At 64.9% G+C, this 15,945-nt stretch carries 10 protein-coding genes and 1 tRNA gene; all 11 read left to right on the top strand.

All coding sequences use genetic code 11. The features are described 5' to 3' along the window. Nucleotides 1–82 precede the first annotated feature (82 nt). The 11 genes from AC1PPK_RS24290 (at nucleotide 83) to AC1PPK_RS24240 (ending at nucleotide 15,865) form a co-directional block, all read left to right on the top strand. Nucleotides 83–2,020, top strand: coding sequence for a hydantoinase/oxoprolinase family protein (locus AC1PPK_RS24290; protein WP_481115545.1), 1,938 nt, complete (start codon nucleotides 83–85; stop codon nucleotides 2,018–2,020). 17 nt (nucleotides 2,021–2,037) lie between these two features. Next, nucleotides 2,038–2,424 carry an acetone carboxylase subunit gamma gene (locus AC1PPK_RS24285; protein ID WP_079436260.1) on the top strand — a complete coding sequence of 129 codons (387 nt, stop codon included), beginning with the start codon at nucleotides 2,038–2,040 and terminating at the stop codon, nucleotides 2,422–2,424. Between the two features lie 92 nt (nucleotides 2,425–2,516). Next, nucleotides 2,517–4,652, top strand: a complete 2,136-nt coding sequence (locus AC1PPK_RS24280) for a hydantoinase/oxoprolinase family protein (protein ID WP_481115544.1) — start codon at nucleotides 2,517–2,519, stop codon at nucleotides 4,650–4,652. A gap of 46 nt (nucleotides 4,653–4,698) precedes the next feature. Next, the gene (locus tag AC1PPK_RS24275; protein ID WP_481115543.1) at nucleotides 4,699–6,975 is read left to right on the top strand and encodes a hydantoinase B/oxoprolinase family protein; all 2,277 of its coding nucleotides are present in this window, start codon (nucleotides 4,699–4,701) and stop codon (nucleotides 6,973–6,975) included. Next, nucleotides 6,972–7,835 (top strand): hypothetical protein, encoded by an 864-nt coding sequence (locus AC1PPK_RS24270; RefSeq protein WP_481115542.1) that lies wholly within the window; start codon nucleotides 6,972–6,974, stop codon nucleotides 7,833–7,835. The genes AC1PPK_RS24275 and AC1PPK_RS24270 overlap by 4 nt, the downstream gene beginning before the upstream one ends. A 67-nt stretch (nucleotides 7,836–7,902) precedes the next feature. Continuing rightward, nucleotides 7,903–8,697 (top strand): ZIP family metal transporter, encoded by a 795-nt coding sequence (locus tag AC1PPK_RS24265; protein ID WP_481115541.1) that lies wholly within the window; start codon nucleotides 7,903–7,905, stop codon nucleotides 8,695–8,697. Between the two features lie 476 nt (nucleotides 8,698–9,173). Continuing rightward, nucleotides 9,174–10,190: a WD40/YVTN/BNR-like repeat-containing protein gene (locus AC1PPK_RS24260; protein ID WP_481115540.1), complete on the top strand. Its 1,017-nt coding sequence runs from the start codon at nucleotides 9,174–9,176 to the stop codon at nucleotides 10,188–10,190. 114 nt (nucleotides 10,191–10,304) lie between these two features. Next, a complete protein-coding gene (locus tag AC1PPK_RS24255) occupies nucleotides 10,305–12,689 on the top strand; it encodes an efflux RND transporter permease subunit (protein ID WP_481115539.1) in 2,385 nt (794 codons plus the stop codon). Nucleotides 12,690–12,780: 91 nt separating this feature from the next. Beyond that, entirely contained in the window at nucleotides 12,781–14,328 is a 1,548-nt protein-coding gene (locus tag AC1PPK_RS24250) for a DUF1302 family protein (RefSeq protein WP_481115538.1), read from the top strand. Nucleotides 14,329–14,350: 22 nt separating this feature from the next. Continuing rightward, on the top strand, nucleotides 14,351–15,661 hold the full coding sequence (locus AC1PPK_RS24245; RefSeq protein WP_481115537.1) for a DUF1329 domain-containing protein: 1,311 nt from the start codon (nucleotides 14,351–14,353) through the stop codon (nucleotides 15,659–15,661). A 127-nt stretch (nucleotides 15,662–15,788) separates the two neighbouring features. After that, nucleotides 15,789–15,865, top strand: a tRNA-Met gene (locus AC1PPK_RS24240). Nucleotides 15,866–15,945 lie beyond the last annotated feature (80 nt).

Raw genomic sequence — 15,945 nt, 5'->3', positions numbered from 1 at the left:
TGGGGTCCACACGACCACGGTTTCCTTTTCCTCGATAGGGAACGGTTTCAATCCACAAAAGGATGGCAGGAGGTAATGCGGTATGGCATTGCAAATCAATATCGATAACGGTGGGACGCTCACCGATATCTGCATCATGATGGACGACACCGTCAAGAAGACGAAGGTGTTGACCACCCCCTACGACTTGAGCAAATGCTTCTTCGAAGGGCTGCAGAAAGCGTCGGCGGTGATCTACGGCGAGCAGAACGTGGCCCGCCTGCTGGAAGAAGTGGACCTGATCCGCTATTCCACCACGCAAGGTACCAACGCCATCTGCGAGCGCAAGGGGCCGCGCCTGGGTCTGATCATCGACGCCAAGGCCCGCGACCTGCCGGTGCGCCTGGCCGAGCACGATCCGGAAGTCTATGAAGCCCTGGTCGGCGACCGGGTGGTCTTTCTCGATACCGCGGCAGTGACCGGCGCCGAGGCCGACATCGAGGTCGTCAAGGCGATCAACCAGCTCACCGCGGCCGGTGCCAACCGCCTGGTGGTGAGCTTCGGCGGCGCCGACTTCCTCGACCTTGAGACCCGCTTCAAGAAGGTCGTGCTGCGCAAGTACCCGCGCCATCTGCTGGGCGCCGTGCCGGTGCTGTATGGCAGCGACTTGACCACCGACCGGGACGTGGTCCGCCGCAGCTGGACCGCGCTGATCAACTCCTTCCTGCATCCGGCGATGGAGGCCTTCCTGTTCAACGCGGAAAACCGCCTGCGCGACTACCGCACCAAGAACCCGCTGCTGATTTTCCGCAACGACGGCGACGCATCCCGCGTGGCCAAGACGGTGGCGATCAAGACCTACAGCTCGGGCCCGCGCGGAGGCATGGAGGGCCTCAAGTCCTTCGCCAAGCTCTACGACATGCCGGACGTGGTCGCCATCGACGTCGGCGGCACCACCACCGACATCGGTCAGAGTCTGAACGGCAAGGTCGCCGAGGTGCAGCGCGGTCACGTGGAGGGCATCAGCGTGTCCTTCCCGCTGTGCGAGATCATGAGTGCCGGCGCGGGCGGCAGCTCCATCTTCAAGGTGGTCAACAACCGCATCGTGATCGGTCCCGAGAGTGTCGGCGCGGTCCCCGGCCCGGCCTGCTTCGGCCGCGGCGGCAAGGAGGCGACGATCACCGACGCCAGCCTGCTGTGCGGCATCTTCGATCCCAAGTCCTACTTCGGCGGCGGCATGGGCCTCGACCTAGACCGCGCGGCGACGGCGGTCAGCCTGTCCATCGCCCAGCCGCTGGGCATCGGCCTCGACGACGCGCTGCTGCAGATGGAGCACGCCTACGAGGACAAGATTGCGGTCGAACTGCACCGCTTCACCAAGATCTCCAAGGACACCGTGATGCTCGCCTTCGGCGGCGCCGGCCCGCTCAACGCGTGCGGCGTGGCGGAGAAGGCCGGTATCGACCGGGTGGCCGTGCCCAAGCTGGCGGCGGTGTTCAGCGCCTTTGGCATCGGCGCCTGCGACATCTCCCAGCGTTATGCGGTGGTGCTCGAAGAGCGCAGCGAGCAGGCCATTGCGGCGGCCCGCAAGAGTCTTGAGGTGAAGGCCTCCCGCGACATGTTCGCCGAAGGCTTCGGCGCCGGCGAGTACCAGGTGGAAGCCTGGCTGGTCGGCGAGGTGGATGGCGCTGCCGACCTCATCGTGCCCCTCGGCGATGGCAATGCCTTCCCGGCCGAATTGGCCAAGGCCAGGTCCGTCGAGCTGGAACTGCGTGCCGTCAAGCCGCTGCGCAGCGAAGCCGGCAAGCGCGCGTCCTTTGTCGAAGGCGAACCGGCCCGGGCCGACGGCACCCGCAACGTGCTGACCCGCGGCCAGGGGCGCATCGACGTGCCGGTCTATCGCCTCTCCCAACTGAAGCCGGGTGACCACGCCGCCGGTCCGGCGATCCTCGAAGAAGACTATTTCACCTGCCGGGTGCTCGATGGCTGGAGCTTCGTCATCAGCGACGCGGGCGACATCCTGCTCAACAGAAAGGGCTGAAAGAAATGAAAGTACCGATGACCGAATACCTGCGCCTCGACCTGGATGCCGAGCAGTGGGAATGCCGCGTCTGCGATCACGTGATCGGCACGGCGAGCAAGAGCTACAAGGAGGGGATGCTGGTTCATAACCGCGACCCGCGCGAGATCCACCCGCCCATCATCGACCCGGAGAAGTACCGTTTCACCTTCAGCCCCGATCCGGATTGGGTGCGCATCCTCGAGTACTACTGCCCGCACTGCGGCACCCAGGTGGAAACCGAGTACGCAGTGCCCGGCCATCCGCCCCTCCACGACATGCAGCCCGACCTGCCGGCGCTGCGCGCCCAGTGGGCCAAGCGCGAGGAGTTGAAGGACGCCGTGGTCGGCCCCGCGGTCACCGCCGACAAGGGCCACGGGCACTGAGCGGAACCCCTGTGAATTTGCCGGCGTCCGCCGTCCGTCCTGCATGAGCAGCGAGGCCCTGGGCGCCAGTACGACAAAATTGAGGAGATAGCATGAGGCGCGTATCAGTCGATATCGGTGGCACCTTCACCGATTGTTTCGTGGTCTGGGATGGCAAGTACATCGAAGCCAAGGCCTTGACCACCCATCACAACCTGGCCCTCGGCTTCAACGAGGCCCTCGGCAAGGCCTGCCACGTCCTGGACCTGGACCTGGAGCGCATCCTGTCGGCAGTGGACTCGGTGCGCTACGCCACCACCCTCGGCACCAATGCGCTGATCGAGCACAAGGGGCCGAAGATCGGCATGCTGGTGACCGCCGGCTTCGAGGCCACCGTGCCGCTGAGCCGCGCCCGTGGCTACGGCGAAGGCCTGGACAACCTGGGCCAGCAGGACATGCCCAACGCCCAGCGTCCCGATCCGCTGGTGCTGCCGCACATGATCTGCGGCGTGCGCGAACGTGTCGATTTCCAGGGCAAGCTGGTGATGCCGCTGGACGAGGATGATGTGCGTACCCAGATCCGCACGCTGGTGGACAAGGGCGCCGAGATCATCGTCGTGGCGCTGGTCAATGCGGTGGTCAATCCCGAGCACGAGCAGCGCATCGAGGAGATCCTGCTCGAGGAGTACCCGTCCCATCTGCTCGGCGCGATCCCGGTGATCCTGTCCCACCAGGTGGCGGGCCGGAAGGGCGAGTACGTGCGGGCCACCTCGGCGATCGTCGACGGCTACCTGCACTCCACCATGTACCATGCCCTGTCGGCGCTCGAGCAGAACCTGCGCGCCCACCGCTACGAGAAGCCGATGCTGGTCATCCACAACTCCGGCGGCATGGCCCAGCTCAACTCCACCGACGCGCTGCAGACCATTCACTCCGGCCCGGTGTCCGGCATCGGCGCCTCCGAGCACCTGGCCATGCAGGCCGGCCTCGGCAACGTGGTGGCGACCGACATGGGCGGTACCAGCTACGACATCGGTATCGTCGTGGAAGGCGGCATCAAGCACTATGACTTCAACCCGGTCATCGACCGCTGGCTGGTGTCGGTGCCGATGGTGCACCTGGTCACGCTGGGCGCCGGCGGTGGCTCGGTGGCCAGCTACGACCGCATGTACGACACGGTGAAGTGCGGCCCCGAATCCGCCGGCTCCGACCCCGGCCCGGCCTGCTACGACCGTGGCGGCATGAAGCCGACGGTGACCGACGCAGACTTGATCCTCGGCTACCTGGACGCCAAGAACTACGCCGGCGGCTCGATCCCGCTGAATCCGCGGCGCGCGTCGGCGGCCATCGAGGACGCCCTGTGCGACGACCTGGACTGCTCGGTGGTCGAGGCGGCACTGCTGATCCGCGAGAAGGTGGACGACAACATGGCCAATGGCTTGTTCACCGAACTGCGGGCCCGCGGCTACGACCCCAAGGACTTCACGATGCTGGCCTACGGCGGCAACGGTCCGCTGCACTGCTGCGGCATCGCCCAGAACCTGGCCATCGACAAGATCCTGGCGCCCCCGCTCAGCTCGGTGTTCTCGGCGGTCGGTGCCGGCAACATGCACCAGCTGCACATCCACGAGCAGTCGCTCTACATGGTGCTGTACGACTCCAACACCCGGCACATCTTCGACGACTACGCGCGCTTCAACCGCATCGTCGCCGAGCTGAAGGAGCAGGGCACCCAGGATCTGCTGCGCCAGGGCATCGCCAAGGAAGATATCTGCCACAACCTGGAGCTAGACATGCGCTACGGCAACCAGCTGGTGCAGACCACCGCGGTGATCCCGAAGCACGAGCTGCATGGCCCCGGCGACGTGCTGGCGATGATCTCCCAGTTCTCCAACGACTACGGCAAGCGCTTCGGCGAAGGCTCCCAGGCGCCGGAGGCGGGCATCCGCATCAACACCATCCGCGTTGCCGCCTACGTGCGCCACGAGACCGTGCAGTTCGAGGACATCAAGCCGGTGCCTGCCGAGCAGCGCAAGGCCCCGCCGGCGCCGAGCAGCACCCGCAAGTGCTACTTCGTTGGGCACGAAGGTTCCTTCGAGACCCCGGTGTGGAGCCGCGCGGCCATCGAGCCGGGCGTGCAGATCCCCGGCCCCGCGATCATCGCCTCGGAAGTGACCACCTTCCTGGTGAATCCGGGCTGGAACTTCGTCGCCGCCAAGCAAGGCGCCTCCTGGTTCCTGCGCGCCTGAGCGCCGCGTGGAGCCGATCCAAGCTAACTAGACGACAGGATTGAAAATGAGCGAAATGAATACGCCGGTTGCGGCCAAGGTGCCCAGCCCCGAGGAAGTGGCGCTGATCAAGAAGTTCCTCAACGACACCACCCTGTTCCTGGGTCCCGACCCGGAAATCATGCAGAACCACGACCTGATGCCGCGCAGCGAGGTCGAGGACGAATGCATGCGCAAGGTGGGCGACGCCCACACCATCGCCAAGATCCGCGACCGCATCCAGGCTGGCTGCGACGAAGGCTACGAGATGGTCGAGCAGATGGGTGCCGCCCCCGGCGCCAAGTGGGGCGACGTGATCACCGGGGTGTATTCCGCCTCCGGCGATCTGGCCATCGCCAGTGCCGGCGGGGTGCTGATCTTCTCGGCGCTGGTACACCACCCGATCAAGTTCATCATCAAGAACTGGGTGAATGACCCGACGGTGGGCGTGAAGGAAGGCGACGGCTTCATCCACAACGACTCCCGCTACGGCAACGTGCACAACACCGACCAGTCGATGATCCTGCCGATCTTCCACGAAGGGAAGCTGGTGTGCTGGGTGGCCTCCACGGTGCATGAGGGCGAGAACGGCGCCATCGAGCCGGGCGGCATGCCGTCGATGGCCGAGAGCCCCTGCGACGAAGGCCTCAAGATGTGCCCGTTCAAGGTGGTCGAGAACTACCAGATCAAGCGCGACATCCTGACCTTCCTGCAGAACTCGGTGCGCGAGCCCAAGCTGCAGTACGAGGACATGAAGGTCAAGCTGTTCGCCTGCCTGCGCATCAAGCAGCGCATCGAGGAAACGCTGAACACCGACGGCCCCGCGGCGCTGATCTCCACGCTGCGCACCACCATGGAAAATGTCCGTGCCGAGGTGAAGCGCCGCGTCAGCGAATGGCCGGACATGACCGTGCGGACCTACATCATCCAGGACTCGACGCTGCGCGAGAACTGCGTGGTGAAGATCAACTGCCAGCTCACCAAGACCGGCGACCGGCTGATCTTCGACTTCCGCGGCTCCAGCCCGGAATTCACCAACCGCGCCACCAATACCATCGTTGCCGGCCTCAAGGGCATGCTGGCGCAGGTTTTCCTGTGCTACGTGTGGCCCGACCTGCCGCGCGGCCAGGCGGCCTTCGCGCCGATCGAGGTGATCACCGATCCGCACTCGATCGTCAATTGCTCCTACGACGCGCCGAACTCCCAGAGCCTGATGTCGATCTTCACCGGCTTCACCGCCGGCCAGCACGCGGTCGCCAAGTTCCTGTACAGCTGCCCGGAGAAGTACACCAAGGTCCATGCGCCGACCTTCAACATGATCAACACCTTCATCTGGGGCGGGGTCAGCCAGCACGGTGAGACGCTCGGCAACCTGTGTGCCGACTTGAACGGCATGGGCGCCGGCGCCACCGTGGATCGGGACGGCGAGCACGCGCTGGCGCCGATCTTCGCAACGATGGCGGACATCGGCGAGCAGGAACTCAACGAGGAGGAGGTGCCCTTCCTGCAGCTCGTCTCCAAGAAGATGACCCGCGACGCCATCGCCCCGGGCAAGTACCGCGGCGGCCAGGGCTACACCATGATGGTGGCCACCAAGGACAGCGAGCAGTGGGGCTTCATGACGGTCTGCCAGGGCGCCAAGTTCCCGCCGCTGCAGGGCCTGTTCGGCGGTTACGCCTGCGGCTCCTACCCGCTGTGCAAGGTCAAGGGCGTCGATGTGTACGACGTGCTGATGAACGAACCGGAGAAGTTCAAGCACTCCATCGAGGAGATCATGAACGAGCAGCCCTTCGAGGGCGCCAGCTACACCACCCATCACATGGGTATGGGCTTCGAGATCTCCAAGCGCGGTGAGCTGTTCATGATCTCCCAGGGCGCGGGCGCCGGTTATGGCGATCTGCTGGAGCGCGACCCGGCCGGCGTGATTCGCGACATCGAGGAAGGCCTGATGTCCCCGGGCGTCGCCGAGCGGCTCTACAAGGTCAAGTTCGACCCGACGACGCTGGCCATCAACCATGAGGCCACCGCCGCCGCCCGCGACGCCGAGCGCAAGGCGCGGATTGCCCGCGGCGTGCCCTACGCCGAGTTCATCAAGACCTGGAACAAGCCGACGCCGCCGTCCCACCTGGCCTACTTCGGCTGCTGGGGCGACGACGTGAGCAAGCTCTACATGGGCAGCCCCGACAAGTTCCGCGATGCCAACAGCCCGCGTCCCAACTACATGCCCCATCCGAAGGACGTGCGCATTGCCGAGCTGGAAAGCCGTCTCGTCGCCCTGGGCGCCATGGGAGGTGAAAAGCAATGAGCCAGAGCCTCGCCGACAGCCTGCCCGGCAACGGTGGCAGCGGCCTCAAGGTGTGGCTGAAGGCTTCGGCCTACACCCGCCGGCTGCTGCTGGGGGAAGGGGGCGACCCGTGGCAGGGGGCCGCCCAGTTCCTGGCCTATTTTTCCCAGGCCCAGGGCCTGTTGCGTCCCGACGTGGCCGTGGTGGAAGTCGGTGAGCTCTTCGATGCCTGGCTGGTGCGCCATCCCGAGGTGCGCGCCGAGCTGGGCGCGAAGCGGCGCCTGTCCTATCCGCTGCGCAAGCTGCTGGAACAGGATGGGCCGCGCCAGCTGCTGGCCGAAGTGGTGGAGGCGGTGATCGCCAACCTGCGCGGCCAGACCCCGCTGGTGCTGGCCATGCCGTCGCCCAAGCACTGGCTGCTGCACGCCAACCAGTTGGCCGGGCGTGGCGACGTGGAGCTGGACCCGGACGGTATCGAGGACGCCGCGATGTACATGGCGGACCTGCTGCGCGCCGTGTCCGCCAGTCCGGTGGGCGGAGTGCTGCTGGAAGAGCACCCGGACGACGCCACGATGGGCGAGACGGACCTGGAGCGTTACCGTCCGCTGATCAACGTGGCCCATCACTACCGCTGGTCCCTAGCGCTGCGCCCGCAGGGCGCGGCGGTGGCCGAGTCGCCGGTGCTGGCGGAGTTCGACGCGGTGCTGACGCCGGCCTTCCAGGCGGCCCTGCCCGTGTCCACCGGCGTGGATGTCAGCCAGCCCCTGGGGGAGGGGGCGGTGCTGCCGGCCCTGGCTGCGGGGCAGTTCTACTTCGTCGAGATCCCTGAGACCCAGCAACCCGAGTTTGTCCTGGAAAGCTTGGCCCGCCTCCGGGCCTAGCCTTGACGGGGGATGGATCGACCGGCGGTCCATCCCCCGCTTTTTTTGGCTTTCACGTTCCGATTCCATGACGCCTTTCGCCTTGAGCATGCTGACCTGCATGGTTGGCGGTCTGCTGTCCGTGCTGGCCGCCGCATCCGTGGCGGCGCGCTTCGGCCCGCGGCAGCTGGCGCGGCTGGTGAGCTACGCGGTGGGGGCACTGCTTGGTGCTGCCTTCCTCGAAATCCTTCCCCATGCGCTGGAGGCGTCCGGCGATCCGCGGCGAACCAGTGCCCTCGTTCTTGCCGGCGTGCTGCTGTTCTTCCTGCTGGAAAAGCTCGCCACCCTGTGGCACCCGGGGCATCACGGATCCCACGAGGCCGTGCCCCATGGGGAGACCGGTCACGATGACGGCGGACATCGGCGCAGCGGCATGCTGGTGATGCTCGGCGACAGCTTCCACAACTTCGTCGATGGCCTGGTGATCGCTGCGGCCTTCGCCGAAAGCATGCCGCTCGGCCTGATCACCGCCGCGGCGATCATCGCCCACGAGATTCCGCAGGAGCTTGGCGATTTCGTGGTCCTGCTGCATGCGGGTTTCAGCCGGCGCCGGGCGCTGGCCTTCAACCTGTTGTCCAGCCTGGCGATGGCGGCCGGAGCACTGCTGGCCCACGTCGCCTTGCCCGTGGTGCATGGCGCCGTGCCGGTGCTGCTGGCGCTGGCCTGCGCCAGCATGCTGTACGTGGCCGGAGCCGGGCTGATGCCCGGCTTGCACCGGCGTACCTGCCTGGCCGCCACCATCGAACAGAGCCTGTTGATCACCGCCGGGGCGCTGTCCATCGGCGCCGCGCACTTCCTCGTCGAATATGCCGGTATTGCCTGATCCGCAATCCGCCAATTCTCATTTGTCGTATTTCATGCAGCGGGGGCCTTCGGGGCCCCTTTTTATTTTCGTTCGGACGGAAGCGTCCGAACGTCGTTCGATGCGCTGAAGCATTCTCGGACGCCGTCAATCGGATTGCTGCTACGCCGCAAATTGGGTAATGGGTGAGGATTTTTTTCAAGCCATTGAATTTAATTGATTATTTATTATTTTTTTTATTGGCACTCAAGTTGCTAATTCCGTTTCAAGGAGGCGTTCGATGGCCCGGACAGATCTGGCGTTCAATCGGACGGATATAAGACGGCGCTTGCAGCCATCGAACAGAATCAATTCCGACAATAAGCGCGCCGCTCGGGCTGCATGAGAAGGCGTCCTCCGAATCGACATCCACAAATCCAAAAATGGGAATGGAGACATCATGGAGACACATCTTTCCTGTCGTGTTGCCTGCGGGCTTCCGGGCTCGGGGGGTGGGCATGCTTAAGGCCATCAACAAACTCGGCAAGGGGGCGCGGATGGTCGGCGCGGTGGGGACTTCGTCCCTGCCGGTGGTGATCATCGGTGGCCTGCTCTACGCGGCCTTCTTCGTGAAGGCCGAACCGACCGCCGGCGAACTGAAGATCCGTCCGCTGGAGCGGCGCGATGCCTTCTACGGGGTCGTTGCGCCCGGCGGAGCGACCCTGTGGGCGGCGGGCTCCAACGGCAAGATCGTACGCAGCGAGGACGGCGGCAAGACCTGGGGCGTGCAGGACAGCCCGGTGGTGTCCCACCTGCAGTCGATCTCGGCGTGGGACGCCCAGCGCGCGGTGGCGGTCGGCAACCGCGGCCTGGTGGTGATGACTGCCGACGGTGGCAAGACCTGGAAGGAGATCAAGGTGCCGCATTCGGAGGTCGCCAACAAGCTGCTCCAGGTGCACACCTACGCCGACGGCGTGGCGTGGGCGGTCGGCGAGCTGGGGGCCGTGCTGAAGACCAGCGATTACGGCGCTACCTGGACCCGTGCCTTGGAGGAGAAGGACCAGGCCTGGAACGACATTGCCTTCGTCGGCCAGGATGGCTGGCTGGTCGGCGAGTTCGGCCAGATCCAGCGTACCGCCGACGGCGGTCAGACCTGGGCACCGGTAGCGAGCCCGGTGAAGACCAGCCTGATGTCGGTGAGTTTCCGCGACGCCCAGCATGGCGTGGCGGTGGGGCTGGCGGGCACGGTGCTGGTCACCAGCGACGGTGGCGCGAGCTGGAAGGATGTGCCGCCCCTGACCCGCGAGCACCTCAACTGCGTGATCTGGGATGGCTCCGGCTGGGTTGCGGTGGGGGATAAGGGCATCCGCGTGAGCGCCGGCCCCGAGGCCGACGACTGGAAGGCGGGCCGCATCTCCGATCAGGACCTGTCCTGGCACACCCAGATCGTCAAGCTCGCCGACGACTACGTGCTGGCCGGCGCCAATCTGGCGCTGCTGCACAAGGACGAGCTGCGCATCCTCGGCCGCGACTGACAGGTGTCCCCACGGCTGGGCTTTGTCCAGCCTGCTCCCCGGAGAGGGGCAAGAAAACCTGGGGCGGCCCGGCGTTTTCTTGAGCGCCCTCCAATTTGAGACAAGGAAACAGGAATGAAAAACGCGACGTTCAGGGCGCTGGCGCGCCTGATCGATCTGGTCCTGCAGTACCGGGTGATGGTGGTGTCGGCCATCATCGGTTTCACCTGCGTGATGGGCTACCTGGCTGCGCAGATCGAGGTGAAGACGGTCTTCAGCGACCTGCTGCCCCGCAACCATCCCTATGTGGAGGTGAACAACCGCTTCAAGCAGACCTTTGGCGGCTCCAACATGGTCAGCATCATGCTGGAGGTGGAGCAGGGCGATGTGTTCAACATGACGGTGCTGAAGAAGGTCCAGCAGATCACCCAGGCGCTGCAGAAGGTGGAAGGGGTCGATACCTACCAGATCGCCTCGCTGGCTTCCAAGAAGATGAAGGAGGTGCGCGCCTCCACCGAGGGTATCGAGTCGCGGCCGCTGATGTGGCCGGGCCTGCCCAAGGACTCCGGCGAGATCGCCACGCTGCGCGAGGCCGTGCTCAACAACCCGCTGGTGTATGGGCCTTACGTGTCCATCGACATGAAGGCCACGCTGATCACCGCCGACTTCACCGACGGCGCGGTGGACTACGTGAAGGCCTACAAGCAGATCGAGGAGATCGCCGACGCGGCTCGGGGCGACGGGGTGCTGGTGCGGGTGGTCGGCGAGCCGATCCTGTACGGCCTGGTCAATCACTACCTGGGCGAGACGCTGCAGATCTTCATGGTTACCGTCGGTGCGCTGGTGGTGTTGCTGTTGCTCATCACGCGCACCTGGCACGGCACCTTCCTGCCGCTGACCACCGGCCTGGTCAGCGCGATCTGGGCGCTTGGCGCAGCCAAGCTGATGCACTTCCACCTGGACCCGTTGGTCATCGTGGTGGCCTTCCTGATCACCGCCCAGGCCATCTCCAACTCGGTGCAGCTGGTGTCGCGCTTCGACGACGAGGTGGCTGCTGGTGCCACATCGGCTGGCGCGGCGGCGCGGGCGGCCCTGCTCAACCTGTTCAAGCCGGGCATGCTGGCCATCGTCGCCGACGCCGGCTGCGTGCTGGTGGTGGCGCTGACGCCGATCCCGATGCTGGAAAAGATCTCCTACATCGGCACCGTGTGGATCCTGTCGATCATGCTCAGCGCGATGGTGCTGACGCCGGTACTGCTGTCCTGGTGCGGGGTGAAGAAGCGCTATGCCCACCCGATCAACGTCTATCCGCTGCTGCAGAAGGTGCTGGGCCTGTGTGCGGCCATCGTGACCTCGAAGCTGCGTTTCGCGGTGGTCATCGGTGCGGGGATCTTGTTCGTGGTGTCCGGCCTGTACGCCTTCAAGCTGAAGGTTGGCGATGCCAATCCGGGCTCGCCGATCCTGTGGCCCGACTCCACGTACAACAAGGACGCGACGGCGATCAACCAGAAGTTCCAGGGCTCCGACCGCATGTTCGTGGTGGTGGAAGGCAAGAAGGAAGGCGCGCTGAAGGAGCCGAGCGTGCTGGAGGGCATGGAGCAATTCCAGAAGTACATGGAGGCCCAGCCCGAGGTCGGCGGCAGTATTTCGCTGGCCGACATCCTGCCGGCGGTGAAGCGGGTGGTGCGCGAGGGCAATGCCCGCTACCAGGAGCTCGGCGGCAGCGCCGACGAGAACGGCGAACTGGTGTACATGTTCGTCTCCGGCGCCGACCCCGGTGACATGGACCGTTTCGCCGATCCGCAAGCCAAGAACGGCGCGGTGACCCTGTTCTTCCGCGACCACCAGGGCGAGACGATCCGCACCGCCATCGCCCGCGTGAAGGAGTATGTGGCGGCGCACAAGCTGAAGGACGCGGAGTTCCTGCTCGCCGGCGGTCTGGTCGGGGTGCTGGCGGCGGTCAATGAGGTGATCCTCGCCGGGCAGATCGAGTCCATCGCCTTCGCCCTGCTGGTGCTGGTGGCATGCTGCATGTTCACCTACCGCTCCACAGTCGCCGGTATGTTCTTCATGGTGCCGGTGCTGCTGTCCAACACGCTGACCTTCAGCTACATGGCCTGGAAGGGCATCGGCATGAACATCAACACCCTGCCGGTGGTGGCGCTGGGCATCGGCCTTGGCGTCGATTACAGCTTCTACATCGTCGATGGCATCCGCGAGGAGTTGCACCATCACAAGGACGTGGGCCGTGCCATCGTCAAGTCCATCGCCACCTCCGGCAAGGGCGTGCTGATCACCGCGCTGACCCTGGTCACCAGTGTCGTGCTGTGGAGCTTCTCGTCCCTGCGCCTGCAGGCCGACATGGGCGTGCTGATCGCCATCTGGCTGTTCATCTCGGCGGCCTCCGCGCTGTTCCTGATGCCGGCGATGGTCTACGTCTTCCGGCCGGAGTTCATCGTCGGCTCCAAGCGCCACCCCATCGAGCAGGCCGTCGCGGCCGAGCCGATCCAGGCCGTCTGATTTTCCCGTCGTACCCCTCTCCATCCCCCGGCGCAGCCGCGCCAGGGGGCGGGGCAAGTCTTGTCCACAACAACAGAAGCGGAGGTGACACATGAAGGCAAACAGAAGGCTGGCGCTCGCCGTCAGCGCAGCTCTCGGCCTGGGATCGGCGTATCTGCCGGCCCATGCCGAGGACGCGGCGGCCGACCAGGACGGCAACTATTTCCACATCGGCGGCTATGTGCGCGGCTGGGCTGCGTTCAACCTGCAGGACATCCCGGAAACCAAGGGCAACGACAAGGGCAAGCTGTCGATGTTGCGCGGCTCCCTGCTGCTCGACGCGGATGCGGCTACCGGACCGATCAAGTGGAAGGCCGTAGCGCGGGTGGATCGGGAGGCGATGACGCCCTACCTGCGTGACCTGGAGGAGCTGCGCAAGATCAACGGCACTACCGGCGGCGACCATTCGAGCATCCTCGACAACTACAACAACGGCGACCTGCGCGAGTTCTGGGGTGAGTTCAAGGCCGGCGAGCGGGCCACCTTCCGCATCGGCAAGCAGCAGATCGTGTGGGGCGAGTCGGACTTCTTCCACGCGATGGACGTGGTCCATGGCTACGACATGAGCTGGCGCCTGTTCTTCGAAGGGGAGAACGAGGAGTGGCGCAAGCCCCTGTGGCTGGCCAGCGTGAAGCTCGACGTGCCGGAGGCCGCCGGCCAGATCCACGCCTATGTGCGGCCGGGCCTGGACCGCTGCAAGGACATCGGCAACACCTACGATATCCGCGGCGGGCGCTGGTTCTTCCAGCCCTACCGGGGCTTCGACCTGTCGGCGGTGACCACCAACGACTGCAAGCATCCGGAAGGCAACAAGGACGACTGGACTGGCGGCATCCGCTGGTCCGGCGAGGCCGGCTCCCTCAACTACTCGCTGGCCTATGTGAAGACCTACGCCGCCGATCCGGTGGCCAACTCGGTGTATGCGCCGTGGAAGAAGGTGCCGACCGGCCCGCTGTTCGACCTGATCCATCCCAAGATCGACGTCTTCGGGGCCACCGTCAGCGGCTACTCGGCGACCTTCGACACGGTCTTCAGCGCGGAAGTCGCCTACACCAAGGACCAGCCCTTCAACGTGGGGACCGGTGGGCTCACCGACCCAACCCTAGGCGCAGCGGCCGGCCTCGGCCTGGGCGGCATCAAGCTGAAGGACACGGTGACGACGATGCTGCGGGCCGACAAGAACCTGCATTTCGAGAACCTGCTCGGCACCAACCGGCCGTCCTTCTCGTCGGTGCAGATCTTCGACACCTGGATCCGCGACCACAAGGATTCGGAAGACCTGGTCCGGCTGTTCGCCTACGGCGCGCCGCTTACCGAGCACAACACCATCCTGACCGCTTTCACGGTGCTCAACTACAAGGGCGACACCATCAACCCGGGCATCGCGGTCGGTGTTGATGTCAGCCATGGCGGCGGTTTCGTGATTCCCAGCATCGATCTGGTTCTTGGTGACAAGTGGCGTGCCAAGGCCGAGGCCGACATCTTCTGGACGTCCGGCCACACCAGCAAGGCTTTGTTTGACCCCAATCCCGGCGTGCAGTTGTTCGGCTACTTCGCCAACAACAGCCAGCTCACCTTCCGTTTGACCCGTCAGTTCTAAGTTCCACAGAGGAGACAAAGACATGAACGCAACAAGAAAAGTGAATCCGGCGCGCCGCAAGTTCGCCTGTCAGGCCCTGGCCATCGGCCTCGGAGCCAGTTTCGTCGGCCTCGCGCAGGCCGGCGAACTGCAGCCCGGTTTCGTCATCACCAAGGACAACTACGACAAGATCAAGAACGAGACCTTCGAAGGCAAGACCATCGCCAGCATGGTGCCCGACAAGCTCGAAACGATGATTAAGAAGTATGGCCTGACCATCAAGCTGGCCCACTCGAAGAAGATCGAGATGGACCCGAAATACGTCAATGCCACCAAGGACAACGTCAAGAACGTCAAGTTCGACCCGGCCACGCGCACCATGAGCGGCTGGAAGTCGGGCATGCCCTTCCCGCCGGAAACCATCAAGCTCGACGACCCGACCGCCGGCGACAAGGTGATCTGGAACCTGCGCGCCGCGACCTATGGCGCGACGATGGACCTGCGCGACATCTCCTTCGTGTTCATCAGCGGCACGAATGGCGTCGAGCGCGTGCAGCGCTGGCAGTCCCGCCGCTACTACATGGAAGGGCGCCTGGACGGCGGGCCGGTCAGCGAGGGCGACGGCAGCATCGCCCAGAAGACCTATTTGTTCGCCACCAGCCCGCAGGATATCCGCGGCCTTGGCACCTTCTCGATCCGCTACAACGATCCGACCTCCGCCAAGCCCGACGACACCTGGGCCTACCTGAAGTCGGTGCGGCGCACCCGCCGGCTGTCCGGTGGGGCGTGGATGGACCCGATCGGCGGCACCGACCAGCTCTACGATGACTGGGACATCTGGGACGCCTTCCCGACCAAGTATCGCGCCAACAAGCTGGTCGGCAAGCGCTGGGTGCTGGCCGTCGCACACAGCCCGCTGGTCAGCGTGGACGCCAAGAAGCGCGACACGCCGGAGGAGTTCCCGTCCGTCGGCCTGACCGAGGCACCGTATTACTTCCCGGCCAAGCACATCGAGTGGGAGCCCCGCGAGGTGTACGTGGTGGAAGGCACGCCGCCGCCGGAGCATCCGTACAGCAAGAAGGTGGTGTACATGGAGGTGAACTTCCCGCGCCCCTACCTCGGCGAGATGTATGACCAGAAGGGCGAGTTCTGGAAGTTCATGATCTTCCAGAACCGCCCGGATACCGGCGAGGACGGCTACAAGGCGGTGATGCCGGTGGTCGGCCACGTCATCGACGTGAAGCGCAACCACTCCACCACCTGGTCTTCCAACATGAAGGCGAACCCGAAGGGCGTGAAGGAGAACGACGTTTCCCTCAGCAAGCTCGAGGAAGTGGCGACCGGCGGCAAGTAAGCCGCTTCCGTCCTCGTCGACCCCTGCGGCACTAGCCCCTCGCCCAGTTCCGCAGGGGTTTTTCTGGCGCAGTGCAAATAAAGTTTGACGCACTGCGATAAGTTGTCTATTATTCGGCCTCTCCAGACGCGGGGTGGAGCAGTCTGGCAGCTCGTCGGGCTCATAACCCGAAGGTCGCAGGTTCAAATCCTGCCCCCGCAACCAGATTCAACAAAAAGCCCAAGCATTCGTGCTTGGGCTTTTTGCTTTTGTGCGTGCTTGTTCGTCGTGGCGGACCTGTGGTT

Source organism: Zoogloea sp. JDB1 (assembly GCF_056724025.1).
The sequence above is the reverse complement of the archived record's forward strand: the minus strand, read 5'-3'. Positions and strand labels throughout refer to the sequence as shown.

Bases quoted from the DNA above. Each gene is read 5' to 3' on its own strand.
- AC1PPK_RS24260 (WP_481115540.1), top strand. From the start codon at position 9,174: ATGCTTAAGGCCATCAACAAACTCGGCAAGGGGGCGCGGATGGTCGGC.
- AC1PPK_RS24265 (WP_481115541.1), top strand. From the start codon at position 7,903: ATGACGCCTTTCGCCTTGAGCATGCTGACCTGCATGGTTGGCGGTCTG.
- AC1PPK_RS24285 (WP_079436260.1), top strand. From the start codon at position 2,038: ATGACCGAATACCTGCGCCTCGACCTGGATGCCGAGCAGTGGGAATGC.
- AC1PPK_RS24250 (WP_481115538.1), top strand. From the start codon at position 12,781: ATGAAGGCAAACAGAAGGCTGGCGCTCGCCGTCAGCGCAGCTCTCGGC.
- AC1PPK_RS24280 (WP_481115544.1), top strand. From the start codon at position 2,517: ATGAGGCGCGTATCAGTCGATATCGGTGGCACCTTCACCGATTGTTTC.
- AC1PPK_RS24270 (WP_481115542.1), top strand. From the start codon at position 6,972: ATGAGCCAGAGCCTCGCCGACAGCCTGCCCGGCAACGGTGGCAGCGGC.
- AC1PPK_RS24275 (WP_481115543.1), top strand. From the start codon at position 4,699: ATGAGCGAAATGAATACGCCGGTTGCGGCCAAGGTGCCCAGCCCCGAG.
- AC1PPK_RS24245 (WP_481115537.1), top strand. From the start codon at position 14,351: ATGAACGCAACAAGAAAAGTGAATCCGGCGCGCCGCAAGTTCGCCTGT.
- AC1PPK_RS24255 (WP_481115539.1), top strand. From the start codon at position 10,305: ATGAAAAACGCGACGTTCAGGGCGCTGGCGCGCCTGATCGATCTGGTC.
- AC1PPK_RS24290 (WP_481115545.1), top strand. From the start codon at position 83: ATGGCATTGCAAATCAATATCGATAACGGTGGGACGCTCACCGATATC.